Annotated in this window: 22 protein-coding genes; 15 read left to right on the plus strand and 7 right to left on the minus strand. The window is 51.7% G+C overall.

Annotated elements, in window-relative coordinates:
- Window positions 1-30: 30 nt before the first annotated feature.
- Window positions 31-2,016, minus strand: coding sequence for a hydantoinase/oxoprolinase family protein (locus AC2Q8J_RS11680; RefSeq protein ID WP_486451347.1), 1,986 nt, complete (start codon window positions 2,014-2,016; stop codon window positions 31-33).
- Window positions 2,017-2,332: 316 nt separating this feature from the next.
- On the opposite strand from AC2Q8J_RS11680, the gene mutM reads away from it, so the two are divergent.
- A complete protein-coding gene (gene mutM / locus AC2Q8J_RS11685) occupies window positions 2,333-3,148 on the plus strand; it encodes a bifunctional DNA-formamidopyrimidine glycosylase/DNA-(apurinic or apyrimidinic site) lyase (RefSeq protein ID WP_486451348.1) in 816 nt (271 codons plus the stop codon).
- A 561-nt stretch (window positions 3,149-3,709) separates the two neighbouring features.
- Here mutM and ggt read toward each other — a convergent pair.
- On the minus strand, window positions 3,710-5,449 hold the full coding sequence (ggt, locus tag AC2Q8J_RS11690; protein WP_486451349.1) for a gamma-glutamyltransferase: 1,740 nt from the start codon (window positions 5,447-5,449) through the stop codon (window positions 3,710-3,712).
- A 248-nt stretch (window positions 5,450-5,697) separates the two neighbouring features.
- Here ggt and AC2Q8J_RS11695 point away from each other — a divergent pair, with 248 nt between their 5' ends.
- The 4 genes from AC2Q8J_RS11695 (at window position 5,698) to AC2Q8J_RS11710 (ending at window position 7,817) form a co-directional block, all read left to right on the plus strand.
- Window positions 5,698-5,988 carry a GIY-YIG nuclease family protein gene (locus AC2Q8J_RS11695; protein WP_204997172.1) on the plus strand — a complete coding sequence of 97 codons (291 nt, stop codon included), beginning with the start codon at window positions 5,698-5,700 and terminating at the stop codon, window positions 5,986-5,988.
- A 67-nt stretch (window positions 5,989-6,055) separates the two neighbouring features.
- Entirely contained in the window at window positions 6,056-6,538 is a 483-nt protein-coding gene (gene coaD, locus AC2Q8J_RS11700; protein ID WP_027875205.1) for a pantetheine-phosphate adenylyltransferase, read from the plus strand.
- A 10-nt stretch (window positions 6,539-6,548) separates the two neighbouring features.
- On the plus strand, window positions 6,549-6,794 hold the full coding sequence (locus AC2Q8J_RS11705) for a YfhL family 4Fe-4S dicluster ferredoxin (protein WP_486451350.1): 246 nt from the start codon (window positions 6,549-6,551) through the stop codon (window positions 6,792-6,794).
- Window positions 6,795-7,361: 567 nt separating this feature from the next.
- Window positions 7,362-7,817, plus strand: coding sequence for an REP-associated tyrosine transposase (locus AC2Q8J_RS11710; protein WP_486451351.1), 456 nt, complete (start codon window positions 7,362-7,364; stop codon window positions 7,815-7,817).
- A 496-nt stretch (window positions 7,818-8,313) separates the two neighbouring features.
- Here AC2Q8J_RS11710 and AC2Q8J_RS11715 read toward each other — a convergent pair whose 3' ends face one another.
- From AC2Q8J_RS11715 to AC2Q8J_RS11735, 5 genes are all read right to left on the minus strand, one after another.
- Window positions 8,314-8,586, minus strand: coding sequence for a Txe/YoeB family addiction module toxin (locus AC2Q8J_RS11715; protein WP_486451352.1), 273 nt, complete (start codon window positions 8,584-8,586; stop codon window positions 8,314-8,316).
- Window positions 8,567-8,839: a type II toxin-antitoxin system Phd/YefM family antitoxin gene (locus tag AC2Q8J_RS11720; RefSeq protein ID WP_486451353.1), complete on the minus strand. Its 273-nt coding sequence runs from the start codon at window positions 8,837-8,839 to the stop codon at window positions 8,567-8,569. Before AC2Q8J_RS11720 ends, AC2Q8J_RS11715 begins: the two co-directional genes overlap by 20 nt.
- 312 nt (window positions 8,840-9,151) lie before the next feature.
- Window positions 9,152-11,398 (minus strand): polysaccharide biosynthesis tyrosine autokinase, encoded by a 2,247-nt coding sequence (locus AC2Q8J_RS11725; protein WP_486451354.1) that lies wholly within the window; start codon window positions 11,396-11,398, stop codon window positions 9,152-9,154.
- Between the two features lie 69 nt (window positions 11,399-11,467).
- Window positions 11,468-12,604, minus strand: a complete 1,137-nt coding sequence (locus tag AC2Q8J_RS11730; RefSeq protein ID WP_486451355.1) for a polysaccharide export protein — start codon at window positions 12,602-12,604, stop codon at window positions 11,468-11,470.
- A gap of 89 nt (window positions 12,605-12,693) precedes the next feature.
- On the minus strand, window positions 12,694-14,151 hold the full coding sequence (locus tag AC2Q8J_RS11735; RefSeq protein ID WP_486451356.1) for a capsule assembly Wzi family protein: 1,458 nt from the start codon (window positions 14,149-14,151) through the stop codon (window positions 12,694-12,696).
- Between the two features lie 1,254 nt (window positions 14,152-15,405).
- Between AC2Q8J_RS11735 and AC2Q8J_RS11740 the strand changes: the two genes are divergently transcribed.
- From AC2Q8J_RS11740 to AC2Q8J_RS11785, 10 genes are all read left to right on the plus strand, one after another.
- Window positions 15,406-16,596 carry an MATE family efflux transporter gene (locus AC2Q8J_RS11740; protein ID WP_486451357.1) on the plus strand — a complete coding sequence of 397 codons (1,191 nt, stop codon included), beginning with the start codon at window positions 15,406-15,408 and terminating at the stop codon, window positions 16,594-16,596.
- A complete protein-coding gene (locus tag AC2Q8J_RS11745; RefSeq protein ID WP_486451358.1) occupies window positions 16,593-17,846 on the plus strand; it encodes a hypothetical protein in 1,254 nt (417 codons plus the stop codon). Before AC2Q8J_RS11740 ends, AC2Q8J_RS11745 begins: the two co-directional genes overlap by 4 nt.
- Complete coding sequence (locus AC2Q8J_RS11750; protein ID WP_486451359.1) at window positions 17,846-19,033, plus strand: glycosyltransferase family 4 protein; 1,188 nt, start codon at window positions 17,846-17,848, stop codon at window positions 19,031-19,033. The genes AC2Q8J_RS11745 and AC2Q8J_RS11750 overlap by 1 nt, the downstream gene beginning before the upstream one ends.
- Before the next feature lie 8 nt (window positions 19,034-19,041).
- Window positions 19,042-20,055, plus strand: coding sequence for a polysaccharide biosynthesis protein (locus tag AC2Q8J_RS11755; RefSeq protein WP_486451360.1), 1,014 nt, complete (start codon window positions 19,042-19,044; stop codon window positions 20,053-20,055).
- A gap of 68 nt (window positions 20,056-20,123) precedes the next feature.
- A complete protein-coding gene (locus tag AC2Q8J_RS11760; RefSeq protein ID WP_486451361.1) occupies window positions 20,124-21,245 on the plus strand; it encodes a polysaccharide biosynthesis C-terminal domain-containing protein in 1,122 nt (373 codons plus the stop codon).
- A gap of 3 nt (window positions 21,246-21,248) precedes the next feature.
- Entirely contained in the window at window positions 21,249-22,397 is a 1,149-nt protein-coding gene (gene wecB, locus AC2Q8J_RS11765; RefSeq protein WP_486452618.1) for a non-hydrolyzing UDP-N-acetylglucosamine 2-epimerase, read from the plus strand.
- A complete protein-coding gene (locus AC2Q8J_RS11770) occupies window positions 22,369-23,607 on the plus strand; it encodes a glycosyltransferase family 4 protein (protein WP_486451362.1) in 1,239 nt (412 codons plus the stop codon). The genes wecB and AC2Q8J_RS11770 overlap by 29 nt, the downstream gene beginning before the upstream one ends.
- A 5-nt stretch (window positions 23,608-23,612) precedes the next feature.
- Window positions 23,613-24,470, plus strand: a complete 858-nt coding sequence (locus AC2Q8J_RS11775; RefSeq protein ID WP_486451363.1) for a sulfotransferase family protein — start codon at window positions 23,613-23,615, stop codon at window positions 24,468-24,470.
- Window positions 24,457-25,074, plus strand: a complete 618-nt coding sequence (locus AC2Q8J_RS11780; protein ID WP_486451364.1) for a sugar transferase — start codon at window positions 24,457-24,459, stop codon at window positions 25,072-25,074. The genes AC2Q8J_RS11775 and AC2Q8J_RS11780 overlap by 14 nt, the downstream gene beginning before the upstream one ends.
- A gap of 38 nt (window positions 25,075-25,112) precedes the next feature.
- Window positions 25,113-26,294: a DegT/DnrJ/EryC1/StrS family aminotransferase gene (locus tag AC2Q8J_RS11785; RefSeq protein WP_486451365.1), complete on the plus strand. Its 1,182-nt coding sequence runs from the start codon at window positions 25,113-25,115 to the stop codon at window positions 26,292-26,294.
- Window positions 26,295-26,388: the final 94 nt, after the last annotated feature.

Below are 26,388 nucleotides of genomic sequence, written 5' to 3' on the forward strand. Positions count from 1 at the left end.
CTTTCACTGTAGCGTGAGCCAACGCAGATGTCATGGCGCGATGCGCTTGAGCAGCAAGTGGCCTTGTGGGTCGAGCCGGGCTTGCCAGCCCTCGGCCAGCCAGGTTGTGGCCACCGCCTCGCAGATCAGCGCGGGCCCGGCCAGTACGTCGCCGGGCTGCAGCTGTTCGCGTTGGTAGCGGGGCACCGGCTGGCTGATAAAGGCAACGCGCTGGTGGCTGGGTTCGCGCTGCGCCTGCCCTTGGTGTGGCGGCAGTGCCTGTAATGCGGCGGGGGCGCGCAGGGCAAGACGCAAGTTCACCAACTGTACCGGCAGCCCTAAGCGGTGGCCGTAGCGCTTGGCGTGGGCGCGGTGAAAGGCTTCTTCGCAGTCTTCAATACTGCCGTCAAAGGGCAGATTCAAGGTGTAGGACTGCCCCTGATAACACAGGTCCAAACTGGCTTGTGCCTGTATGGCGTCGCTTGCTACCCCTTCATCGGTGAGGGCCTTCTGGCCTTCATCGCGAAGGTCGGCAAAGGCTTGCGCTAATGCATCGCTGGAAAGCGTGGCCAGGGCCTGATTAAGCGTTCGGGAAAGCTGTCGCTCTCGCGGGGCCAGCAGCATCCCCAAAGCGGAAAATACCCCGCCATAATTGGGAATAATGACCTCGTTGGTGCCCAGTGCCTCGGCCAGCGCGCAAACATGCAAACCGCCGGCGCCGCCAAAGCAGCACAAACTAAACTCAGCGGGGTCGTAGCCGCGCTGCAGGGAAATGACCCGCAAGGCGCGCACCATGTGCTCGTTAGCAATATCAATAATGCCGGCGGCCGTGTCTTCTACCGACAAGCCAAGCTCACTGGCCAGGGCCGCGACGGCGGCCGTTGCCGCGTCATGTTGCAGCGGCAGTTTTCCGCCCAGGCGGGCGTCATCGGGTAAGCGGCCGAGCACCACATTGGCATCGGTCACTGTAGCGCGCAGCCCGCCCTTGCCGTAGCAGGCGGGGCCGGGAGAGGCACCCGCCGATTCCGGACCAACGCGCAGCAGACCGCCTTCATCCAAGTGAGCAATAGAGCCGCCGCCAGCGCCGATGGTGTGCATGTCCACCATCGGTACCGCGACGGGGTAAGGGCCGATATGCCCCTCGGTGGTCAGGGTAATATCGCCATCAATCAACGCGACATCGCTGGATGTGCCGCCCATATCGAACGTAATCAGTGCATGCCGGTTCAGTATCCGGCCGAGTTGGCGGGCCGCTGCCAAGCCCCCGGCGGGCCCGGAAAGTAGTAAATTTACCGCGCGTTTTGCCGCGTTAGTGGCATCTAAGGTGCCACCGGACGATTGCATGATTGCCAGCGGCGTGCGTGGCATGGCCGCCTGCAAACGCTGCAAATAGCCCTGCACCTTTGGCCCCAGCCAGGCATTGAGCCAGGTTGCCATGCCGCGCTCATACTCCTTGTATTCCGGCAGTACTTCGCTGGAGCGGGAACAAAACAGGTGGTCGGGCAGGGCGGCAGCAATGGCTTTCTCGTCGGCGTCGTTCAGGAAGGAAAACAGCAGATTAATCGCCACCGCTTCGGGCTGTAGCTCGGCGAGTTGTTCGCGTAGTGTCTCTAGCTCTGAAGGGGACAAAGCCTTCAATACTTTTCCCTGGGCATCCACCCGGCAGTCCACCTCCAAACACAGCTCGGCGGGAACCGGCGGCGCGACGGGGGGCGGGCACAAGTTATACAACTCGCGGCGGGTTTGTCGGCCAATGCCGAGCACATCCGCAAAGCCGCGGTTTGTTATATATGCCGTGCGCACGCCCTTTCCTTCCAGCGCGGCATTGGTGGCCACCGTGGAGCCGTGGACCACGGTTAACGAACCATCTTGGATGCGGTCTTCCAGACCCAGTGCGCGAATACCCTGCAAGATTGCGCGCTCGGGTTGGTCCGGCGTCGACAAACATTTGTGCAAGCGTATGCCGCTGCCATCCACTGCAACAAAATCAGTAAACGTGCCGCCTGTATCGACGCCCAATAAACACAGTGATGACATAGGAATACGCGTATCCAAAAAAGCGATATTGTCGCGGCTTCAGCGCCATAAGTCATTATTGGATAGCGCAGGTCAGGCCCGTTCCTGCAGGTATGAGGCACGGATCATGTGGTGTGCTGGAACAGGGCGGTGTTTTTGTAGGAGCCCGCCTGAGGGCGACCAGAACGAACGGTAGGGGTTGGATTAATCGCGGTCAGGCCCGCTCCTACACTGCATAAAGCACGACTTTAGTCGCGAAGATTCGTCGCGCGAAACCTCAAAAGATCATCAGCAATATTTTCGGTAGAATTGGCCCACGCAAATACGAGGTAGCGCTGTGCCAGAACTTCCAGAGGTCGAAACGGTATGCCGGGGCATTCGCCCCCACTTACAGGGGCGAGTGTTCACTCAGGCAACGGTGCGTCAACCGCAGCTGCGCTGGCCGGTGCCCGACAAGCTCAACGAATTACTGCGCAACCAAACGGTTCACAGCGTGACTCGACGGGCGAAGTACGTACTGGTCGAAATGGACCGGGGCAGTCTCATGGTGCATTTAGGTATGTCTGGGCGTTTGTATTTTGTGCCAGCCGGAACGCCCGCAGCCAAGCACGATCACGTGGATTTTGCCCTCGACAGCGGTCAACTACTTCGTTACACCGATCCCCGCCGCTTTGGCGCGGTGTTATGGCTTGGCGGCGAAGCCTCAGAACACCATTTACTTTCGCACCTGGGGCCCGAGCCGCTGTCCGAGGATTTTAATTCCGATTACCTATTCAGCCGAGCAAAGGGGCGTAAGGTTCCGGTGAAAACCCTGCTGATGGACGGCAGGGTGGTTGTCGGCGTGGGTAACATCTACGCCAATGAAGCACTGTTCATGGCAGGTATACGCCCGGACCGAGAGGCAGGCAGTATCAGCAAAGCGCGTTACCAGCGCCTGGTCACGTGCGTAAAGCAAGTGTTGGAAAAAGCCATTGCCCAAGGTGGCACCACCCTGAAAGACTTTGTGGGCGGGGATGGCCGCCCCGGCTACTTTAAACAAGAACTACTAGTGTACGGCCGCGCGGGCTTACCCTGCCCAACCTGCTCGGGGGCACTAAAAGAAATCCGCCAGGCCCAGCGCAGTACCGTTTTTTGCTCACGCTGCCAGCGCTAGCTGCGAGCAGTGCGAGTGCCGCCTGAGGGCGGCTGGAGCGAAGGGTAGGGGTGGGTTTGGGTCGCGGTCAGGCCCGCTCCTACGTGCCTGACTACGGAGCGTGTTTTCGTAGGAGCGACTTACCCAAAGCACTCCCTGCGGTCGCGGGGCACGCTGTTATACAGGGTATGAGGCACGGATCAGGCTGTGCTGGAACAGGGCGGTGTTTTCGTAGGAGCCCGCTTGAGGGCGACCAGAACGAACGCTAGGGATTGGAATCAATCGCGGTCAGGCCCGCTCCTACGTGCCTGACTACCTAGCGTGTTTTCGTAGGAGCGACTTACGCAAAGTACTCCCTGCGGTCGCGGGGCACGCTGTTATACAGGGTATGAGGCACGGATCAGGCTGTGCTGGAACAGGGCGGTGTTTTTCGTAGGACAGTGTGGCCCGCGAGTGGAGCGAGTGCTGTGGCCAGCCCGCCTGAGGGCGACCAGAACGAACGCTAGGGGTTGGAATCAATCGCGGTCAGACCCGCTCCTACAAAATTCTCGGCTGGTTTATCGCGCGAGCCATAATGACGACTTAAAACCCGGCAATACTGCCCTCGCGCCGGGGGTCGGCACCGCCCAGTAAGCCCTGCTCGGTAAGGTGAATTACATGCAGACCGCTGGTTTGGTCGCGCAGTGCCACGGGGTGGCCTCTGCCGCGCATCCTTGCCACCGTGGCGGGGTCGGCTTTGCCGCTTTCCATCTCCACGCCACGCCCCATGGCAATGATATGGCCTTCGGCGATGGCCTCGGCCACGGGCATATTGAGCGCAAGAATGCGGTACAGGCTGGCTGCAACATAGTCGATAATACGCGCTCCACCGGGGCTACCCAGCGCCAAAACAGGTTGCTGGTTTTTAAACACAATGGTGGGAGCCATAGACGAGCGTGGCCGTTTGCCAGCGGCAACACGGTTGGCAACCAGCGCCCCGTCATTGCTCAGCGGCGAAAATGAAAAGTCCGTGAGCTGATTGTTCAGTAGAAAACCCCCTACCATCACGCGGGAGCCGAAGGCAGTTTCAATGCTGCTGGTCATACTCACCACATTTCCCCAGCGGTCAACAATGCTGAAATGGGTGGTGGAGGGGAGTTCAGGCGACGAGGCCGAGCGGCGTTTGGGGGCTGCTGTCGGGTTGCCGGGCTTCACGTCTGTGAGGACGGCGGCGTTATCGATTAGCGTTGCGCGCTGGCGCAGGTAGTCGCTGTCTACCATTGCTTGGCTGGGCACTTCGACAAAAGCTGGGTCGCCCACGTAGTGGTTGCGGTCGGCGAAGGCCAAGCGCGAGGCCTCAATAAAACCGTGCTGCCAATCGGCGCGCAAGCCCATGCGTTGTTCGTATGCCTCTAGCATTCCCAGAATGGCCAGTACCGTGGTTGCCCCTGACGACGGCGGCGGTGCGCCACATACCGAGTACTCCCGGAAGGGCGCGCACAGTGCGTCGCGCTTGATCGCACGGTAATTCGCCATGTCTTGCAGGGTGAGTTCACCGGCACTATTTGGGTCATTGCGAACGGCATCGACAATGGCCTGGGCAAGCTTTCCGCGATAAAAGTCCTCGCTGCCGTGTTTTTGTATGCGACCTAGTGTCGCAGCGTAAGCGGGGTTCTTCAGTACATGCCCCACAGGCTTAGGCTGCCATCTGCCATCGGCGCGCGTAAAAAAGTAGCGTTGAATATAGGGGTTTACGGCCACCTTCGGCATGCGCTCAAGCAGAATATGCAGGCGTTCTGATACTGCAAAACCCTGCTTGGCAAGGCGAATTGCTGGCTCAAACAGTGTCGCCCAAGGCAGTTTGCCATGAGCGCGATGGGCCGATTCCAGCATTGCCAATACGCCGGGTACGCCCACCGAGCGGCCGCCAATCACGGCGTCGAAAAAACGCATGGGCGTGCCATCGGCCTGTAAAAAATACGTGTCGTTGGCGGTGGCTGGCGCGGTTTCCCGGCCGTCCCAACTCTCCAGCACCCCGCGCTGTGCCTGCCAATGAAGCATAAAGGCACCGCCGCCAATGCCAGACGACTGCGGTTCAACCAAACCGAGCACCAATTGCGCCGCAATGGCCGCGTCGACCGCGGAGCCACCTTTTTGCAGCACCCATTTCGCGGCGTCACTGGCATGAGGGTTCGCGGTAACCGCCATGGCGGTTTGGTATCGCGCCGACTTAATTTGGCCAAAGCCGCTCGCCGCTTCCGGAACAATAAGGGGGTCGCTGGCGTGGGCGAACGTGCCCAGGCATAACCAAAGCAACGTCAGCAAGGTTTTGTGCGCTTTCAACAAATTATCCTCCAGTGCAGCGGTGGGAAATGCTCGCCGTGGGCCAGTGTAGCGCAAACCCAGTGGTGGCCTCACAATTTTGTCAAGGGGTGACATAGCGCGCGAGCTTTGTTTATGATCAGTTTCACTTGCGATACCGAACCGTTATCGCGCGCCACGAATTGGTGTCGGTATCCAGGGAAGGAAACGAGATCGGTACAACCATAACAATAAGACGCAAACGATAGCGACCTAGGGAAGGGATTACGATGTTAGAACAGCTCCCCGCTGTGTATATTTTAGCGAACCGAGAAAGTGGCAGCCTGCACAGTGGTGTAGCCGCCAATTTACGACAACACCTCCATGACTATCGCCAGGCCTTGGGTGAGATTCGCAAAGAGGTATTCGAGCTCGTGTATTTTGAGCTTTTTGAAGACCTCGAACAGGCCTATATGCGGGAGAAACAAATCCAGGAATACTCCCACCGCCGCAAAACCGCCTTAATCGACAGTATTAACCCCAGGTGGGACGATCTCTACCAGACCGGGGAAGAAGCCTGAGCGCCGCGCTTGTTCGTATTCGGTGAATTCGATACCATCTGCCGCCTTAATTGCAATCCGGTGACTTATGAAACGCATCGTATACCCAGGTACTTTCGACCCGATCACCCGCGGTCATATCGATCTGGTAGAGCGCGCCAGCAAATTGTTCGACACCGTTGTGCTCGCCGTCGCGAACAGCGAGAAAAAGCAGCCGATGTTCGCCTTGCAAGAGCGCATGGAACTGTGTGCCGAAGCGCTTTCCCATTTGCCGAATATCGAAGTGTGCAGCTTCACCGGACTGACCGTGGAACTGGCGCAAGAGCAAAACTGCCACAGTATTTTGCGCGGCGTACGCACCGTGGCTGACTACGAGTACGAACTGCAGTTAGCCAACATGAACCGCGCGCTGGCACCGGATTTGGAAACCGTATTCCTGACCCCTGGTGAGTCCCTCTCTTACGTCTCCTCCTCACTGCTGCGCGAAATTGCCAGCATGGGCGGCGACGTTTCACGTTTCGTGCCCGACAACGTCATGGTGGCACTCAACGCCCGCTTCTCACGCAAGTAACGGCAATAGCATGGCACTGCTGATCACCGACGAATGCATCAACTGCGACGTATGCGAGCCAGAGTGCCCTAACGAAGCGATCTATATGGGCGAGGAAATCTACGAAATCGATCCCGCCCGCTGCACCGAATGCGTCGGTCACTTCGACGAACCCCAATGCCAGCAAGTCTGCCCCGTAGACTGCATCCCCCTCGACCCCAACCACATCGAAACCGAAGAACAACTCCTCGCCAAATACCATAAATTGACCGGTTGAGCGGAACCGGTCGCGGTCAGGCCCGCTCCTACGGTTGGCGTACATTTTGGTGTAGGGCAGTGTGACCCTTGTAGGAGCCCGCCTGAGGGCGACCGGAACGAACGGTAGAGCGTGGAATCAATCGCGGTCAGGCCCGCTCCTACGGTTGGCGTACATTTTGGTGTAGGGCAGTGTGTCCCTTGTAGGAGCCCGCCTGAGGACGACCGGAACGAACGGTAGAGCGTGGAATCAATCTCGGTCAGGCCCGCTCCTACGGTTGGCGTACATTTTGGTGTAGGGCAGTGTGACCCTTGTAGGAGCCCGCCTGAGGGCGACCGGAACGAACGGTAGAGCGTGGAATCAATCGCGGTCAGGCCCGCTCCTACGGTTGGCGTACATTTTGGTGTAGGGCATCGTGTCCCTTGTAGGAGCCCGCCTGAGGGCGACCGGAACGAACGGTAGTGTGTGGAATCAATCTCGGTCAGGCCCAATAAAACTGCGAATTACAATGGTTTCATAGCGGCCCTAAAGGCAGGTTTTCAACAAAACTGCTAATTTATAAAAAATGCCTGACACAAGGACGTGCTCATGCCGAAAAAAATATCGCGTGGTTATGCGCTACGAACGGGACGGCGCTCAATAATGGGCCAAACCTACATGGTCACAACGGTGACGTGGCAGCGACAAAGTCTCTTCCACAACCTCCAGCTAGGTCGTTGCGTTTCACGATCAATCTGTTCGTCACCCTACGCACATACTCTGGCCCATGTTGTAATGCCTGACCACTTTCACTGGCTTTTTGAGCTAAAAGATCGAAGCCTTTCAGAAGTCGTTCAGCGAGTTAAAACCGAATCTGCCAAACAGATAAATCACACTCTAAATCGCCCCTCAGCAAAAATCTGGCAACCCGGTTTCTATGATCACGCCTTGCGCTGCGACGAAGACCTGCGCGCAGCGGCGCGATATATCATCGCCAACCCGATTCGCGCAGGATTGGTTGACGATATCGGTCAATATGCGCTGTGGGATGCGGTGTATTTATAGTTCAGGGGGTATAGCGGTCTACACACCTGACTGCGTAGCCCTGCATGAATAAAACGGTGGTTTTTGTAGGACAGCGTGGCCCTTGTAGGAGCCCGCCTGAGGGCGACTGGAGCGAACGGCACGTCGCGGTCAGGCCCGCTCCTACACGAACGGCCAAGGCAGGTTCATGGTAGGACAGCGTGGCCCTTGTAGGACAGCGTGGCCCGCGAGCAGAGCGAGTGCTGTGGCCAGCCCGCCTGAGGGCGACCGGAGCGAATGGCACGGATGGTACGGATGGGGGGTGGTCGCGGTCAGGCCCGCTCCTACACGAACGGCCAAGGCAGGTTCATTGTAGGACAGTGTGGTCCTTGTAGGACAGCGTGGCCCGCGAGTGGAGCGAGTGCTGTGGCCAGCCCGCTAGAGGGCGACTGGAGCGAATGACACGGATGGATTTGGTCGCGCTCAGGCCCACTACCTACGACACTCCCTTCGGTCATGGCGCGCGCCGAGCTGCAGGTTATGGCTGGTCGTAGTGCCCACCAATGGCGAAGATATAAATGGATTTATCGTCGAACCGATATATCAACCGGTCTTTCTGTGAAATCCGTTTTGACCAAAGGCCGGAAAGGTTATGTTTCAGTGGCTCGGGTTTTCCCAAGCCGGAAGAGGGGTCGTCGGATCGCAGCATTTCTCTGAGCAATTTACATAAGGCTTTGTGCAAGCGCTTATCTTTCTCGCGCACGGCCTCATAGACTTCCCAGGTATTCCCCTCAAATACCAGTGATCTCATTCATTTGCTCGTCAGTCGGGTTGTAGCCTTGGCTGCGGGTATGGGTATCAAGGGAGTCGGCAATTTGCTGCATTAGGCCTTTGTTCTGGAGCACGTAAAGAGTTTCTTGCTCTCGCTCCCAGTCGTCGGCACTGATGACCACAAATGCCTCGCCAGCCCTTCTCGTCACCTTGAGGGGCTCATGCCGGCTAACTACTTCTTCTACAACACTTTTCAGGTTGTCTCTAAACTTGTTTACGCTAATGGTGTCCATGCGGGCATCCTCATGTACGGAAATGCCGTACAACTATATACCGTAAGTCTTAACAAGGCCAAGGATTTTGGTCGCGGTCAGGCCCGCCCCTACGCACCTGCGTAGTCCTGCATGAACAATGCGGTGGTTATTGTAGGACAGCGTGGTCCGCGAGCAGAGCGAGTGCTGTGGCCAGCCCGCCTGAGGGCTACTGGAGCGAACGGCTCGGATGGATTTGGTCGCGGTCAGGCCCGCTCCTACACGAACGGCACAGATGGGATTTGGTCGCGGTCAGGCCCGCTCCTACAATACGCAGGCCGCGCCGCGCCTGTACTACTTATCCGACTTGTATTCGTAGTGGTAGTAACCATACCCGTAGCCGTAGCCATAACCCGACGCACGGCGCTCTACGGCGTTAAGGACAACGCCCTTCACGGTAATGCCGTTTTGTTCGAAGCGCTGTTTAGTCACTTCCAGCTCTTTAATCGGGTTCAGGCCAAAGCGGGCAACGATCATGGTCACGCCACACTGGCGGCCCACAATGGCGGCATCGGTAACGGCCATAATTGGCGGGGTATCGACAATAACCAGGTCAAACTGTTCTTTTACTTCGTTGAGCAGATCAGTCAGTTGCTGGCTCATCAATAATTCTGACGGGTTGGGAGGAATCACCCCACGAGGCATGATAAACAGCTCGCCAACGCGCGTCGGTTTTATCGCTTCTTGAACGCTAATGCGCTTGCCCAATACGTCGCTCACGCCATTATCTGGCTGCATGCCAAACATTTTGTGCATATAGCCTTTGCGAAGGTCCATATCGATCAGCAGTACGCGCTGCCCCGCCTGGGCAACTACCGCCGCAAGGTTACCGGAAACAAACGACTTACCCACATTGGGGCTGGGGCCGGAGATCATCATCACATTGTTTTCAGCTTCCAGCATGGCAAAGTGCAGGCTGGTGCGCAGGTTGCGCAGGCTTTCTACAGCGATATCGGTCGGGTTTTTGTGGGCCAGCAAGTCGTGTGGGTGCTGGTTCTTCTGTTTCTTGCGAATGGCTTGGCGACGTTTGCCCGCACCATCGAGCCTACGCTGCTCATCGGAAAGCGGAATGCTGGTATACACCGGCAAGCCAATAGCCTCGATGTCTTCGGGATTAGTAATGCCCTTATTTAGAGCGGCGCGCACCAGTACTAACGCCACAGAGAACACGCCACCTAACATCGTAGCCAGGATAACAATAAGTGCCTTTTTGGGCTTAACGGGCTGCTCAATATTTACTGCTGCGTCATCAACAATGCGTACATTGCCCACAGTACCTGCGCGAACAATATCCAGCTCCTGAATATTGTTGAGCATTTGCGTATAAATTTCGGTACCCACCTCTAAGTCGCGCTTCAGGCCCACTAGCTCCTGCTGGGTTTCCGGAAGATTTTTAATACGACCGCTCAGTTCATTTTTGCGTTTACTGAGCTCGCTCATTTGTTCGCGCCAAGCTTGATAGGTGGGGTGATCCCGTGTGTACTTGCGGTCAAGCTCTGCCTGCTCTAGCTGGAGTTCTGCAATGCTCGTTTCTAACTCAACCACTTGGTCTAGCAGTGCTTCTGCTTCGGCGGTAATGTTTACCGACCCCACTTCAACCTGATAGCTATTAAAACGCTGCTCAGCGGTTTCTAAGTCTTGCTTAATGCCAGGCAGCTGGTCGCGCAAAAATTCGAGGCTTTTCGATGCTTCGGCGGACTGGCGCTCAACGTTTTGGCGCAGGTAGTTTTTTGCCACCTCATTCAATACATTTTCAGCGAATTGTGGCGATGAATGCTCGAATGAAAGGTTGATAATCCCCGAGTCTTTACCGCGCTCAGACGCCCCTAGTGAAGACTGCAATGAAAGCACAGCACTAAGACGGCGTTTCTTTGTGAGGGTGAAGCGCGTACCTTCACGGGCATTTAGTGCAGCAACATACAGCGAGTAGCCACCCTCACTAATACGCTCACCGACCATGCCAGTTAGCAGAGCGTTGCCATCGGCGTCAGTAAAGATGAAGTTTCCTTCGCCAGCGCTTACGATATAATGCCTTTTGTTGTAGGCAGAGCTGGGAACCTCCAGTTCGCGAACGATAATCTGCTCACCACCCCAAGCGTAAGAGCTCAGCCCCAGGATAGGGGCAGCAATTTCACCACTCTTGGGGGCGCGGCGGGCAAGGGCCTCACCAATAATTGGGAAGTATTTGGGCTCAACAACAATATCTAAATTTAGCGTATCAACGGCCTTTCCCAGCACGCTGCGGCTCTTAATCAGTTCTATTTCGGTAGAGGACGCAGATTCACCGGCAAACAGTTCATTCATCTCACTTAAGCCGGGCAAGCCTGGCGATTTTTCTTCTACCTGAACTACGGCGTTCGCCTTAAAAATCGGCGTTGCCAGTAGCGCGTAAGCAATGCCAAAGAACGAAAATACAAATGTAATACAAAGAATCAGCGCCCTTGAATCCCAGAGCGTGCCGACGAGTGCTCCCAGGTCGATTTCATCAGTTTGAGCTTGTGATGGACGGTTAGGGGTCCCTGAAGAGTTTTCTATACTCATTTTTTTTCCAAACAATAGATAGGAGCAGATGCTGCAACGGATAACTTACGCATCATCTCGGCCGTAAGCTTAATTCGTATTTTCAATATCACCAATGGTATCGGTAGCAATGATGCTAGGAAGCAGTTGGCTCAAGAAACGATTCCAACGTGTAATTGGCGCCGGGGATACATAAACGATGTCTCGGGGTTCAAGGTCAAACTTATCAGCAAGCATAAACCCTACAGCGGAGGCGGCGTTTAAATGGTATACCGTTGCCGTATACACTGGCTCGCGGTTTTCGCCCTCAGTAATACCAGTATTGCGAAGCACATAAATGCCTCGACCATCGGCCTTGTTCTCGTTAATACCATTCGCGCTAGCCAGCGCCTCCGCGAGGGTGGTGCCAGTGCGAGACATCGCAATACCTTGTGGGCGGTTTACTTCACCCAGCACAAATACTTTATCGGCATCGTTGCGGGGCACGTGCACTTGGTCGCCATGCTTAAGAACAATGTTCTGACTCCATGCCCCTTGCTCATAGAGAGACCGTAAAGATATAACCTCAGACTTGCCATTGCGGGTGAAGCGTACCTCGCTCCATGCAGCATCGTCCGCCAGGCCACCACGTTGTTCAATGGCATCAATTAAAGTGAGCGGTACGTTAGTTATCGGGGTCATACCCGGAGTGTTCACAGCGCCACTAATATAAGCGCGCTGGCTCTTAAATGATGCAACGCGCACATCAACTTGCGGGCGTTTAATCACCGAAGAAAGTCGCTCGGTAACCTGTTTTTTTACCTCTGCGGTGGTTAGTCCAGCTACCTGAAGGTTGCCTGCATAAGGGTAAAAAACCGTACCGTCTGCTTTTACTTCGTTGCCGCTCTCCTCGGCATTTCGGAATGAGCCAGAAGGAATGGTCAACTCAGGATGCTCCCACACCGTAATGGTCAGGATGTCGCCAACACCAATTTCGTATTGATAGTCGGTTAATTGGGCGTGGAAGGCGTGTTGGTTAAAGGCTTCGAGCTGTTTGTCACGATTGAGGTGCGCCAGCACTGTCGCATTAATGGGAATATATTTTATCTCAGTCTCGGCAGGAGCATAGTCCTCGGGGGTATCGTCAAACCATACCGAATTCATACGGCTCATGTTACTACCCGGCACTACCGTACAGGCGGTACTACTTATCACCAGCGCTCCAGCCACCAAAAACTTAAACTTCATTCCCTAACCCTTGCAGTAAACACTGACCATTTTTCAGCCAGATCGTTTGTGTTCCATATCGTTTGTCTGCGTGAACGCAATAGTATTGGTTACCAGCGATAGCTAGCTTCTATAAATGCAGTTTCCACGCCTTGCTCGCGACCGTACAGACGTAAGCCGTCATCTACCTTTAAATAGCCGACTTCGGTGTTTAGCCCTGCCCACCGCCAGTGATAACTCAACTCCAATGAGCTTCCTTCACCATTACTCCGCCCTGCCAGCGAGCGAGCGTTGCCACCGCCATCGATATTCAGAGAAACATCTGAGTAGCGTAATGAATAGCGGCTACCGTCAGGAAGCATCCAGTCCAAGCCAAAAGTGTCCAGCTTGCTGTCGTTATCAATACTTGCGCCCAATGACCGGCCTTTATAGCGATAGCCAGTTGAGTAAGTGCCGTGCTCATAGGCTAGGTTGGGGCGCTCGTCGCCAATAACGGCGCCAATGGTAGTTCGGGTCACCTCGTAAAACCAGTGCAGCCGATGGTGCGCTATGCCAATTAATCCATTTGCACCAAAGGAGTGCATGAGCCGGGAGGGTTGCAGCCCTGCCTCGTCTTCACCTATGTGCTGTATGTAAAACCCTTGGTTACCCCAGGGGGTCTGCCACAAGGTTTTTATATCAAAGCCGGCAAGCTGATTGCTCGGGTCATCTGTATTCTGTGGCGAAGGGTTGTTATCAACGTTGCCAATAATCACATCTTTGAAGTTAGAAAGGCTCTCGCTCCGGCCATCGCCGCCCCATTGGGCAGTGCGGCTGGCAGCAACCTCCAGCCATTGTGTCGGTTTTGCTGATACGCGCAGCCCCAACAGCTTGGCTTGCGGTATGCTGCGGTCTTCTTCCATTTGTCCAATAAAGGCCTGGAGTTGCCAAGGGCCAAGCCAGCTCAACAGCGGCGTTTCAAATTCATGGGCGCGGTTACGTTGCAGGCTAATGCCTGGAACCGGCCGCGCATTGTTGGAAAGCAACAAACTGCTCTGCCAGCCAGCGCCCCACCAGCGGTCAATGGCGCCCAGCGTTACGCCCCAATTGCCAAAGGCCCGTGCAAGATAGCTGCCATCTAAACGGCGGTGTTCGCGCGGCGCATCAGGAATGTCATAGCTAAGGCGCAACTCGCCTGCCCAACTGCTGCTCATAAATTCAGCGGAAACAGCGCCGTATTCGGGGGCATTGTTGCTGTCGCCGAAGCCGGTTAAAAATCGACGTTCCTGCTCGCTGTGAGCAAGTTCAATACTGGCGCTAAAGGGTTTGCGCTCCTGCTCAAAGCGGGCCAGCAAAGCGTCCAGTGCCCGGCGTTCCAGCGCACTAATATTGCGGGCCTGGGCACGCTTCAGGTCAGGTAAAATACTGCCCCACATCAGTGGCCATTGAGTGGTTGGCGCGGTGATAATGCCGGTGCTGGATAGCAACTCAATATGGTGGCGCAAATCCAGCTCGTTTGGCCCAATCCAAGGCTTTGCGCTGGCAATAGAGGGCGCCACAGCACTAGTGGCCAGTAAACAGGCAGACAAAGAAAACGCTTTACACCGCTGGCCGATCAACATGCCTTGGAATTCCATCCTTTTTAGTAATTACGCGAACACCCCACGCCGCTGTTCACAACGCCAATATTCCAAACAGGCGAATGCGCCGCAATGATACGCGTGACGTGGTGAGAAGGACAAGGATCATGCCAACGAACTGTGACAATGTCACGACATTGCCAATATTGACCTACAGCCGCGATACGAAGCCACTAGCATTGCTGGAGCGACTCCAGTCGCGAATAGCTATGTGTCGAAAATTTGTAGCCAGGAGCGATCGTGAAAAAACAGGTCGTAAAGCCCCTCGTCGTGCCTTGGGCCTCAAAACCTGATTCTTAAGTCAGTTGTGGGTGCTGACGTCATTGAAATAGAGCTAGCTGTTAGTTGGAGTCACAAAATTGTCGTTATCTTGCATTATGCTTCGCCAGCAATGTGGGTGGAGTCTGCTGATTTAGCAACAAGAGCAGTATAAGGCTGGCATAAAAGCTGCAGGTGGCCTTTGCGTAAGGTATGCGGCTTATCTCGTTAAGCGGCTTGGATAGGATGCATAAGGATTGCGTTAGTAATTAAGGGTTGGTTTTCTCGCCGATATCGCGCAAAATGCGGGCCTTTCTAGGAACCCTCGCTCGTTCCGCCTTCAAGGAAAATTACCAGAGCTACCAAAGTATCGGAGAAAAAAGGAAATGTCGAGTGTGGATTACTAGGTAAGGGGCGCAAGAAATGCAGCGAGTGACTTTCGAGAATATGTAGGGTTTACATTATCAGTAACCATATGTAGGCATTCGTGGCATGTGTATATGGTGGGGCTGGGGCATCCAGCTGTTTGCGTGTGTTTTTTCGCGCCGATTCCTTGGGCACGAGTGTGATGCGATAGAAAGCCCTTGCCAAGTTTCTGGTGGCTGTGTCGATATTCAAGGTGTCTGTTGCGTTTATTGCAATTCAAGATTGGGTTTGATGAGCGTACTAGGAGTGCGGGTCGCGCTGAACGGCGTGCATGAGAGAGCTGCGCGGTCAGTGTATCAATCAATATTTCGTTGTGCTGGATAATTGTAAAAAAGTGATGGCGTTTGGGGTTTGCGCTAATGAGGCTGGATCGTTTATAGCGACTTATACTGAAATGTGCTGCAGGTGCGTATAAGCGTGAGTGTAGCGCCAGCAGCTTAAAGCAAAATGCTTGGTGGCGAGTGAGGCGGGCATGTTCAATGATTCTTGGTTTATTTGGGGCTCAGTTGGTGTCAGGCGATGAATAGGGATAGTTTGTTTTCTAAGGTTGCGCCATTTTTAAGCAGAGGGTTGGCCTTGTGCGCGACAGTGGGTCTTAGTGCATTGGTGGCAAGGTTCGAGAATGAAAAGAGCGCCGCTTTATTCTTCCTAAACATTACCTTGATCACTGCGGCTTCGATCTTTTCACGGTGGGGGATGGATAATTATCTTATCCAAAAAGTACCTGTTGGTAACGCAAAAGCTATTTTGGTTGAGGCGGTTAGCTTCGTCATCTCTCTCTCTGTTCTGGTTGCATGTATTGGGTTTGTTGTAACTTCTTGGATATTTAATGAAGTAAATTACATAATTTTGGCTCTTCCTTTCTTTTCAGTCGCAGTGATTTTTTCGTCCTATTACAAGTCTATAAATAAGGCTGTGGTCGGACTGTTTCTTGAAACTGGTGCAATTCCGGCCTTTTTTTGTGTGTTCTATCTGGTGGGCTTTAATGCCTCTATAAGCTATTTTTTTGCGGGAGCAGGGATTTCATTTTTTCTATTGTCAAGGAAAGGTTTGTGGAGAGAGATTAAATTAGGTCTGAGGAATGAAAATGAGGTGGCATTTTGGAATATGCTGTACTCAGTCGCCGCTTATGTGTTCGTTTGGGTGCCGGTTTGGATGTTATATTTGAGCGATGATTTCCTTGGGGCTTCAGTATTCTTCGTTTTGATGAGGGTGTCGACGCTGATGACTATCCCTCTTTTGGTTCTGCTATCTGTTTCAGCTAATAAGCTTGTGGTGATGAGAGTTGATGGCTTGCGAGAAGATATAAATTTGGTCATTAAAAAAAACGCAAAGATAATTATGCTCGTGTCTGGTTTTTTGGTTGCTGCAATATCCGTTTTTGGCAAAGAGGTGTTGATGATTTTCAATGATGGATATGCTGTTTTTCAAAACGAACTTGTAGGTATGGCGGTATTTCAATTTTTTAATTCGGCTTTTGGGTATTCTGTGTATATGCTCCTGTGGGCAGGTGAGTCAAAGAAGATTTTCGTCACCTTGCTGTGTTTGGGGGTCGGGATGGTTGTTCCGGGTTATTACCTCGTGGTAAGTCAGGGTGTGGCTGGTGCAGTGATGTACTCGGGAGTGATGATGGTCGTTCCTAGTTTGGGGTTTGCGATGATGCTTTACAAAGAAGGGATTGGGTTGTTTTTTTCGGCGACGAAATCGTGAAGGTTAATGTATTTCTAGTCATTTTGTTCCCGCTGTATTACGTTTTTTTGGCTGCATTTTATTTGTCTGGGTGGCCGCTGGAGTTCGCGGGAGAAAATGGAGGGGTTGTTTTCTTATTGTTTTTACTCAGTGGGATAATGTTTTTGCTTGGTATTTTCTTAGCTAGCGTAATATGGGATAGGTTTAGGCTTCCATGTTTTGGTTTTGAAATTAAAGCGTCAGTTGTCAAATTTTCATTGGCGATTTTCTTGTTGTTTTCTTTTTTCTCAGTTTACGTGTATACAGGGAAAGGGCTGCTAGATTTTTGGTATCTTGTTGGAAATCAGGGCGAAGCATACCGTAATCTTCAGGAGGTGATTTCTAGGGGGAGAGATGGTCGGCTTGGGTTTTTGATTGCTCAGCTTTTTATGTCCCCATTTATTGTTTTGTCTGTTCCCGCGATTATCGCTTTGGTCTTGAGAAGAGAGTTAAGCGTGCTATATGTCGTTGGGGTTTTCTTTGTTTATTTTATTATTTCCGTTTTTAGAGGCACTGATAAGCAGAGTTTTGATATTCTGATACTTGTGCTTTCTGTTGCGTTGGTTTTGCTTGCCACCAGAGAGTTAAGGCTAAGGGAAAACGTTCAGAGGTTTCTCGCTGGAGCGGGTTTTGCTTGTCTTGTTTTGTTTCTTTTTTATTTAAGGAAGTCTGATCGTGTCGGTATCGATGAGGTCATATGCTTTGATGGTCTGGCTAGATGTAAAAATGTATCCGAAGTATTGTCAGGGTTTGATTTTTTTATTTCTTATTTTTCATATTATTTGCTTCAAGGGTTACATGGGTTGCAGGTTTCTATAAACATTGAATATTTTCCTGAATATTTTTTGTCGCATTCTCGGCCCATGGGGGCTGTTATTAATTCTATCGTGGGCTATGAATCTGGTTATCCGCTGACATCAAGGCTTCAAGAGTTTGGGTGGTCGGATACGGGGAAGTGGTCGTCGGGCTTGGTTTGGATTGGGAATGATGTTCCGCTTTTCGCGGCGCCTTTGGTGTTTGTTTTTTTTGGTTTTGTGTACTGGTCATCTTACCGGGATTATTGTTTGAATGGTTCTTTGATATCGTTGGCTGTCTTTTCATACTCTTTCTTAGGGATGGTTTACATGCCTTCCACACTTCAGCTTGCTCAGTCTTTGGATGTGTATTTTGGCTTTTGTGTTCTTTTGGTTTTTATGTTTTCAAAAATTATTCTTAAGGGGTTCAGTAAATAGTGAAAGCTTTGATTCTTGCGAAGAGGTTTTCTCAGGCAGGAGAAGACCCGTGGCTGATTGATGAGTTGGTCGGCGCTCTTCGCGATAAAGATGTTGAGGTAGATGTTTTTCTTATGGATCTATCGGGAAGGTGGTCCTTGGGTAAGCATGTTTCTTCGAATAAGGTTTCGATAAGGGCATTTCCTGTTTTTGTGGGAAATAAATTTTTGCGAATGTCTAGTTTTCTCTTCGGAATTTCTTATTTTATCTTTTTTTCCATGCTTAATAAAAAGAGATATGATTTTATTTTCTCGTTTTCGGTGGGCTCGATCTTTTGGCCGGTTTCAAGGTTGTTGTCTATTAAAAACAAAAAAGGGTTTAGTGTGTTTTTTTTATGGGATTTTTTCCCAATACATCAGTACGAAATTGGTAAAATAAAGAGTCGATGTCTGTTAAAAATTTTTTCTTGGTTGGAGAGGTCAACTATAGAGTCGTTCGATTACGTTTGCTTGATGAGCAAGGCGAATCTTCGGTTTTTTTTTCGGACATATCCCAGATTTAAAGGTGGGGCATTTGTTTTTCCTGTTTGGGGTAGGGTTGAGGGAATTCAAGATAAAGCTCCTTTCCCTAGCTTTAGCGGGAATAGGTTGAAAGTTGTTTTTGGTGGGCAGCTGGCAAGAGGGCGCGGAGTGGAAGATATCGTCAAACTTGCAAAAAAAATTGATGAGGTTCGTAGCCCTATTGATATGTTTGTTGTAGGTGATGGTGAGTTAAAGTGGGTTGTTGATGATTATATTTCAGGTGTTGATGGTTCTGGGTGCTTGAGTTGTCTCGGTCGAGTACCAAGAAAAGAATATAAAAACTTCCTTTCTGATTGTGATGTGGGGTTGGTCGTGACGGTTCCTTGTGCGAGTGTGCCAACCTTTCCGTCGAAGGTGATAGATTATTTTTCGGCTGGGATTCCGGTATTGGCTTGTGTTGAGGCAGAGTCAGACTTTGTTGAATTTATTGAAATTGAGGCTCGTGCAGGTATTGGGGTGGCTGCAGGCGATGTTGAGGCAATGCATGCTGCTTTGGTGAAATTTTTCAATATGAAGGCCTCGGGATTACTCGCGGAATATGGTGCAAATGGGTATGAGTATTATTTGAATAATATGCAGTCTGATATTTTGGTTGATTTTATACTTTCTTTAGAAATGGTAGGTTGAGGTCGTATATGCGAAAGGGTAGTAATTCTGTGCTAGTTACTGGTGGTACGGGTTCTTTTGGTAAAACAATGGTGAATAAACTATTGGGTGAGGGTTATCAAGATATAAGGATTTTAAGTAGAGATGAGGCGAAGCAAGAAGAAATGAGAATTTCATATAGTCGCCCGGAGTTAAAATTCTATATCGGCGATATTAGAGATCGTGCCGCTGTCGATAAGGCGATGAAGGGCGTTGATCTGGCTTTTCATGCTGCGGCATTAAAGCAGGTGCCGTCTTGTGAATTTTTTCCGATGGAGGCCGTAAAAACTAATATAATTGGCAGCCAGAATGTTATTGATAGTGCTATAGAGGCGGGCGTGAAAAATATTGTTTGCCTAAGTACAGACAAAGCAGTTATGCCTGTGAATGCGATGGGTATGTCTAAAGCGATGATGGAGAAGGTTGCGCAGGCATCCAGCAGGCAATTGGGTAACGACGATACCATAATTTCTTGCGTGCGTTATGGGAATGTGATGTGCTCAAGGGGGTCTGTGATACCTTTGTTCATTAAGCAAATAAAGGAGGGGAAGCCATTAACGATTACCGAGCCTTCTATGACTCGCTTTATGCTTTCGCTGAACGATGCGATAGAGCTTGTTTCATTTGCTTTTGAAAATGCAAAACAGGGTGATATTTTTATAAAAAAAGCGCCTGCGTGTACCGTGCAGGAATTGGCCGAGGCGCTGCTTGATATATTTGATGCGGATAATGAAGTTCGTTGTATCGGCTGGCGCCATGGAGAGAAGCTTTACGAAACTCTCGCGAGTGCAGAAGAGTTACTCCGGTCTGAAGATATGGGTGATTACTATCGGGTCACTTATGATAACCGTGATCTGAACTACGCAAAATTCTTTACCGAGGGGGATGCTGACGAAGCGAGCACGGAAGATTATCATTCCCATAATACTTACCAGTTGACGAAGGACGAGCTGAAGGCTCTTTTGCTGTCTCTGCCAGAAGTACAAGAGGCGCTAGGCCGCTGACTAGATGTAGTTCAGCACTAGCTTTATCTGATGTAAAAAATGGTATAGGTGATGCAAAGGGAGTTTTTGTGAAGACGGTGATTACCGGTGCGGCCGGATTATTGGGATGGCATTTGAGATGTCATTTGAGTGTCCTTGAGGACTGGAAAGATGGAGTTATTGCACTTGATAGGAAGGCGTTTAATGATGATGCGACGCTGGATGCGGCATTGGCGGGGGCTGATGTAGTTGTTCACTTGGCAGGCATAAATCGCGCTGAAGACGTCGAGCTTGAGGACGGGAATGTTAAGCTTGCCGCGCGCTTGGTTTCGGCCATGAAGCGAGCCGGGAGCTCCCCCCACTTGCTTTATAGCGATACCATCCACAAACAGCGGGATAACGCATATGGTCGCGGTAAGGCTGGGTCGAGCAGGGTGTTTGAGGAATGGGCTGAGGTCAGTGGAGCGCGTTACACTGATCTTGTATTGCCTCATGTTTTCGGTGAGGGCGGTAAGCCTTTTTATAACTCTGCAGTATTTACTTTTTGCCAGCAGATTGTGGATGGCGAAAGCCTCTCAGTTAATTCAAGCGGCGAGTTGGAGCTGCTCCATGCCCAAGATATTTGTGCGCATATTGTAGATGCGTTTGAAAAAGGGCGAGTGGGCGAACTGCGGTTGAGAGGGAAATTGATTTCGGCAGCGGAAGTCGCAGGGAAGTTGTCGGGTATGCATGCCAGCTATGTAGAGGGTGTTATTCCTGATTTGCGTAACAGGTTTGACCTTCAATTGTTCAATACGCTTCGTTCCTTCATGTATCCCAAGCATTACCCAAAGGTACTTACCCTGCATACTGATAACAGGGGTGGTTTGTTTGAGGCGGTGAAAACGGATAATGGCGGACAAGCGTTTTTATCTACTACAAAGCCTGCCATTACCCGTGGAAATCATTTTCATTTTGACAAAGTCGAGCGGTTTCTGGTAATTCGCGGCGACGCAGTGATTCGCTTGCGTCGCTTATTTGATGGTGAGGTTAAGGAGTTTAGGGTATCTGGCGAAGAGCCCGTGTATATCGATATGCCCACATTGCATACTCACAGTATTACGAATGTAGGGGAGGGTGAATTGATGACATTGTTCTGGAGTCATGAAATTTTTGACCCTGAAGCGCCGGATACCTATTTTCTACCCGTTGTGCCGGATCAGGAGAATTGATTGATGAAAGTAATGACTATTCTTGGCACGCGCCCCGAAATTATTCGACTTGCCCGTGTGATGGCAGCGCTGGACCAGGTGGTGGACCACAAGATTGTCCATACTGGACAAAATTATGATTACGAGTTGAATGATGTTTTCTTTGAAGAACTTGGTGTCAGGAAGCCCGATCATTTTCTGAATGTGGATACCTCATCCCTGGGGCGGAGCCTTGGCGAGATTTTGATCAAGACTGAAGAGGTATTGTTACAGGAAAGGCCAGATGCGGTGCTTGTTCTGGGTGATACTAACAGTGCTACTGCCACAATTATGGCCAAGCGGATGAAGATCCCTACTTATCATATGGAGGCAGGAAATCGGAGCTTCGATGCTAATGTGCCGGAGGAGATCAACCGCAAGCTGGTTGATCATCTGGCAGATTTCAACCTGGTTTACACGGAGCATGCTCGTCGTCACTTAATCAGTGAGGGCTTGTCGCACCGTTTTATCTATTTGACCGGCTCCCCTATGCGTGAGGTGCTTGAGCATTCGCTGCCAAGTATTCAGCAGTCAGACATCCTAGAGCGTTTGGGGCTTGAAGAGGGGCGCTTCTTTATTGTCAGCGTTCATCGGGAAGAGAATGTCGATAGCCGTGATAATCTAGCGAAAGTGGTGGAAGCATTACAGGCTCTTCATGAGGCGTTTGGATTCCCTGTGGTGGTGTCCACTCACCCCCGTACCCGAAATCGGTTGGAAAAGTTGGGGCTGGCGGAAAGTAGTGATGCCATTCGGTTCCTTAAGCCGTTCGGCTTTTTTGACTATAACAAGCTGCAGATGACTGCGTTCTGCGCGATTTCTGATAGCGGTACCATTAGTGAAGAGTCGTCTATTCTTGATTTCCCGGCAGTAACACTGCGCCGTTCTATAGAACGCCCGGAAGCACTCGATACCGGTGCGATTGCGTTGACAGGGTTGGATAAAGACGTGTTGATTGATGGTGTGCGTATCGCCACGGCATCCCGAGATATTTTCTCTGGTACTGAGCGTGAAATCCCGGAAGCCTACAAGGTACGTAATGTTTCAGAACGGGTGGTGCGTTTAATTACCGGTACTGCCAAGCTGGCTGGCCACTGGAAGAACATGGATGAATTCAGCCGTTATGACTGGAACTGATAAGGCGACGCTCAAAGTTCTGGCTGTTCATCGTTATTACTGGCCTGATACTCCTCCTTACGCTTCGATGCTGAGGGATATCGTTAGGCAGTGGGTGGAGGACGGGCATGATGTAGACGTGCTCTCCTCCCAGCCCTCCTACAAGTTGGCTTTGGAGAATAGCCGTCAGGCCGCCAGAGAAACGATTGATGGGGCGAAGGTAATCAGGTTGAAACTGCCGCACGAGTCTGGGCGGCCGATTGTCCGGATATTGAATGCGTTAAGGCTTGGTATTGGTGTGATATTTCAGGCAGTTATTCGTAAGCAATACGATGTGCTGATGGTTTCGACTGCGCCCCCAGTTCTGGCCGGCTGGTTTGTGGCTTTGGCGGCAAAGCTCTCTGGAGCGAGATTTATCTACCATTGTATGGATATACATCCCGAGATCGGTCGAATTTCTGGTGAGTTCCGTAATCCTTGGGTGTTTAACCTGCTTTCAAGAATGGATAGTTGGAGCTGCTCTCAGGCTAGGCCTGTGGTTCTGCTATCAAGTGATATGGCCGACAGTCTTGTTGCCAGGGGGGCAGAAAGTCAGCTTCAAACCCGTGTGATTAATAACTTCAGCCTGCCTTCAGAAGATCTGGAGGCGGACGACCTGCCTTTTGCATGGCCCGATGAACCATTTGTTCTGCTTTTTGCGGGCAATATAGGACGGTTTCAGGGGCTCGATACCCTGATGGATGCTATGAAGCATCTTCAGAGCCGGAAGGATATTCGGCTTCTCATGATGGGAGAGGGGGTAGAGAGAAACTCTCTGGAGCGTATTGCTGAAGAGAAAGAGTTGAATGTGACTTTCGTAGGCCACCATTCCGTAGAAATCGCAAAACAGGCAATGAAAAGAGCCCAGGCAGGATTTGTAAGTCTAATACCAGAGCTTTACCGCTTTGCTTACCCCAGTAAAACCATGACGTATCTTGAGCAGGGATGCCCGCTTATTGTGGCTGTCGAACCGGAGAGTCAACTTGCACAGGATATTGCTAATAATGGTGCTGGCTTGTCGGTGCCTGGGGGGGATGTCGAGAAACTGGCTGATGCAATCTGTATGTTGGCCAGTAATACAGCTGAGCTAAAAGCGATGCGCTGTAGAGCTGAATCCTTGGCTAATCAGTCGTTTACAGAGCAAGTAGTCCTGAAAAAGTGGTCTGCCTTGCTGGTTGAAAATCAAAAGTGAAGTATATGAATAGTTCGCCATTTGTCATTATCGGTGCTCCACGGTCGGGTACCAATATGCTTAGAGATGTATTAACGACCTTTGAAGGTGTTGATACATGGCCTTGCGATGAAATTAACTATATCTGGCGCCATGGTAATCTCCGTCATCCGTCTGACGAGATCCTGGCTGATCAGGCCTCTCCAGCGGTAAAGAAATATATTCGTGGCCGTTTTGAGCATATCGCCAAACAGACTGCCGCCGAAGTTGTGGTAGAGAAAACCTGCGCTAATTCGTTGCGTGTTCCCTTTGTTGATGCCGTTGTCCCCGAAGCTAAATATCTTTTTATATACAGGGACGGCATTGATGCTACGGGTTCTGCCAAGTTGCGGTGGACGGCTAAGTTGGATATTCCCTACATTCTGGAAAAAGTCCGTTTTGTCCCCAAAATGGACTTGCCTTATTACGCACTCCGCTATTTCTGGGCGCGTTTTTATCGCTTCTTTTCCAAGGAAAAGCGCCTCGCGTTTTGGGGGCCGGCGTTAGATGATATGCAGGATATTCTCCAGAAACACGATCTGGATGAAGTTTGCGCACTTCAATGGCAAAAGTGCGTAGAGCAATCAGAGAAAGCCTTCTCCACTATGCCTGAGGGTAAAGTGCTACGTATTCGTTACGAGGATTTCGTTCGGGCTCCGAAGGAAGAACTAAAGCGGATTCTCGACTTTATGGGGCGAGAGGTATCTGACGAATCGATAGCCAAGGCTGTGGCCGGAGTTTCTGCAAACAGCCTTGGGAAGGGGCGGCAATCCCTGGGAGAGGCGAAAGTGAAACAACTCGAAGGGCTGGTTGGGGACACCCTGAGGCGTTATGACTATCTCTAAACTAGCATTGTCACCGGTGCAGTTGTTTCTGAAGCGCTCGTTTGATTTTCTGGTTGCTTTTGCCGGGCTAATAGCGGTCTGGTGGCTAATTCTTATTGCCTACATTGCAGCTACGCTGGATACCCGCAGCAGCGGTTTTTTTATCCAGAGTCGGGTGGGGAAAGGTGGAAGAGTCTTCAAAGTGGTGAAGATCAAGACCATGCGGCCTGATGATAAGACGACCACTACGGTAACGCAGTCTGGCGATCCCAGAATTACCCCTCTGGGGGCTTTCTTTAGGAAGACGAAAATCGATGAGTTGCCCCAGCTTTGGAATGTTCTGCTGGGGCAGATGAGTTTTGTTGGTCCGCGACCTGATGTTCCGGGATATGCAGATAGGCTGGAAGGTGAAGACCGTGCGGTCCTTTCCCTTCGCCCTGGTATTACTGGGCCTGCTACTTTGAAATATCGGGACGAGGAGGAAATCCTGGCTGCGCAGGATGATCCTGAACGTTATAACCGTGAGGTCATTTATCCCGATAAAGTACAAATTAATCTCCAGTATATTCGGGACTGGTCTCTCTCCGGTGATTTACGTTATATCCTTGCAACGGTTCTGGGCTGATTGCTCAGCTCTCTAATGGCTTTATAAGAGTACGATTTATGCTAAACGGCCCGTTTTCTCCCTGGCCTTCTTTTACCCAAGAAGAAGTCGATGCGGTTTCTCGCGTGTTGCTCTCTAACAAGGTGAATTACTGGACCGGCCAGGAGGGGCGTGAGTTCGAGCGCGAATTTGCGAATTTTGCTGGTACCGAGTATGCCATTGCTGTTGGCAACGGCACCTTGGCGCTGGATCTTGCTTTGCATGGGTTGGGTATTGGTGTTGGCGATGAAGTGGTGGTAACGCCGCGAACCTTCCTGGCCTCCGCGACAGCGGTGATTAATGCCGGTGCTACGCCCGTATTTGCCGATGTGGATGTAGATACTCAGAACATTACTCCTGACACCGTTGCGGCGGTGATTACGCCGAACACCAAGGCGATTGTGTGTGTGCACTTGGCCGGTTGGCCCTGTGATATGGATGGCATGATGGCTCTGGCTGAAGAGCATGACCTGTTAGTAATTGAGGACTGCGCTCAGGCGCACGGCGCGACCTACAAGGGCAAGCCTGTTGGTGGCCTTGGTCATGTGGGCTGTTGGTCGTTCTGCCAGGACAAGATCATGAGCACCGGCGGTGAGGGTGGCATGGTGACCTGTAATGACCGTGAGTTGTGGTCGCGCATGTGGAGTTTCAAGGACCATGGCAAGAGCTGGGATGCGGTGTATGAGCGCGAGCATCCGCCGGGGTTTCGCTGGTTGCATGAAAGTGTGGGGACAAATTGGCGGTTAACCGAGATGCAGTCAGCCATTGGTCGCATCCAGCTACAGCGCATGTCGGACTGGACCGCCGCGCGCCAAGCGAACTGCCAGGCTATTTGGCAGGCCGCCGCCTTATTGCCGGGCCTTAGAGTGCCGGTGGTGCCAGAAGATGTCGGTCATGCCGGTTATAAATGCTATGTGTTTGTGGATGACGCAGCCTTTAGTGAGCCTGTTGCGGTGGTTCGTGATCGCATCATGAATGCGATTGTGGCGGAAGGTGTGCCCTGTTTCTCCGGTTCCTGCTCTGAGGTTTATTTAGAAAAAGCGTTTACTAACCTCGGCTTGGGGCCTAAGGAAAGACTGCCCCAAGCTAGGGCGCTGGGTGAGAGTGCGCTAATGTTTTTGGTGCACCCCACGCTAACAGAGGCAGAAATAGCAAAAACCTGCAATGTGCTGGCAGCGATTATGCGGGCAGAAGGTGAATAATTCGCATACAGGGCGTTGTAGCTCTGCTAAAATTTGCGGCTCGGGAATTTTCCCGGATTGAGCTGTTTGGCAATGCGGTCGCGCCGCAGGCGGT

This window comes from Spongiibacter sp. C9W (genome assembly GCF_057370015.1).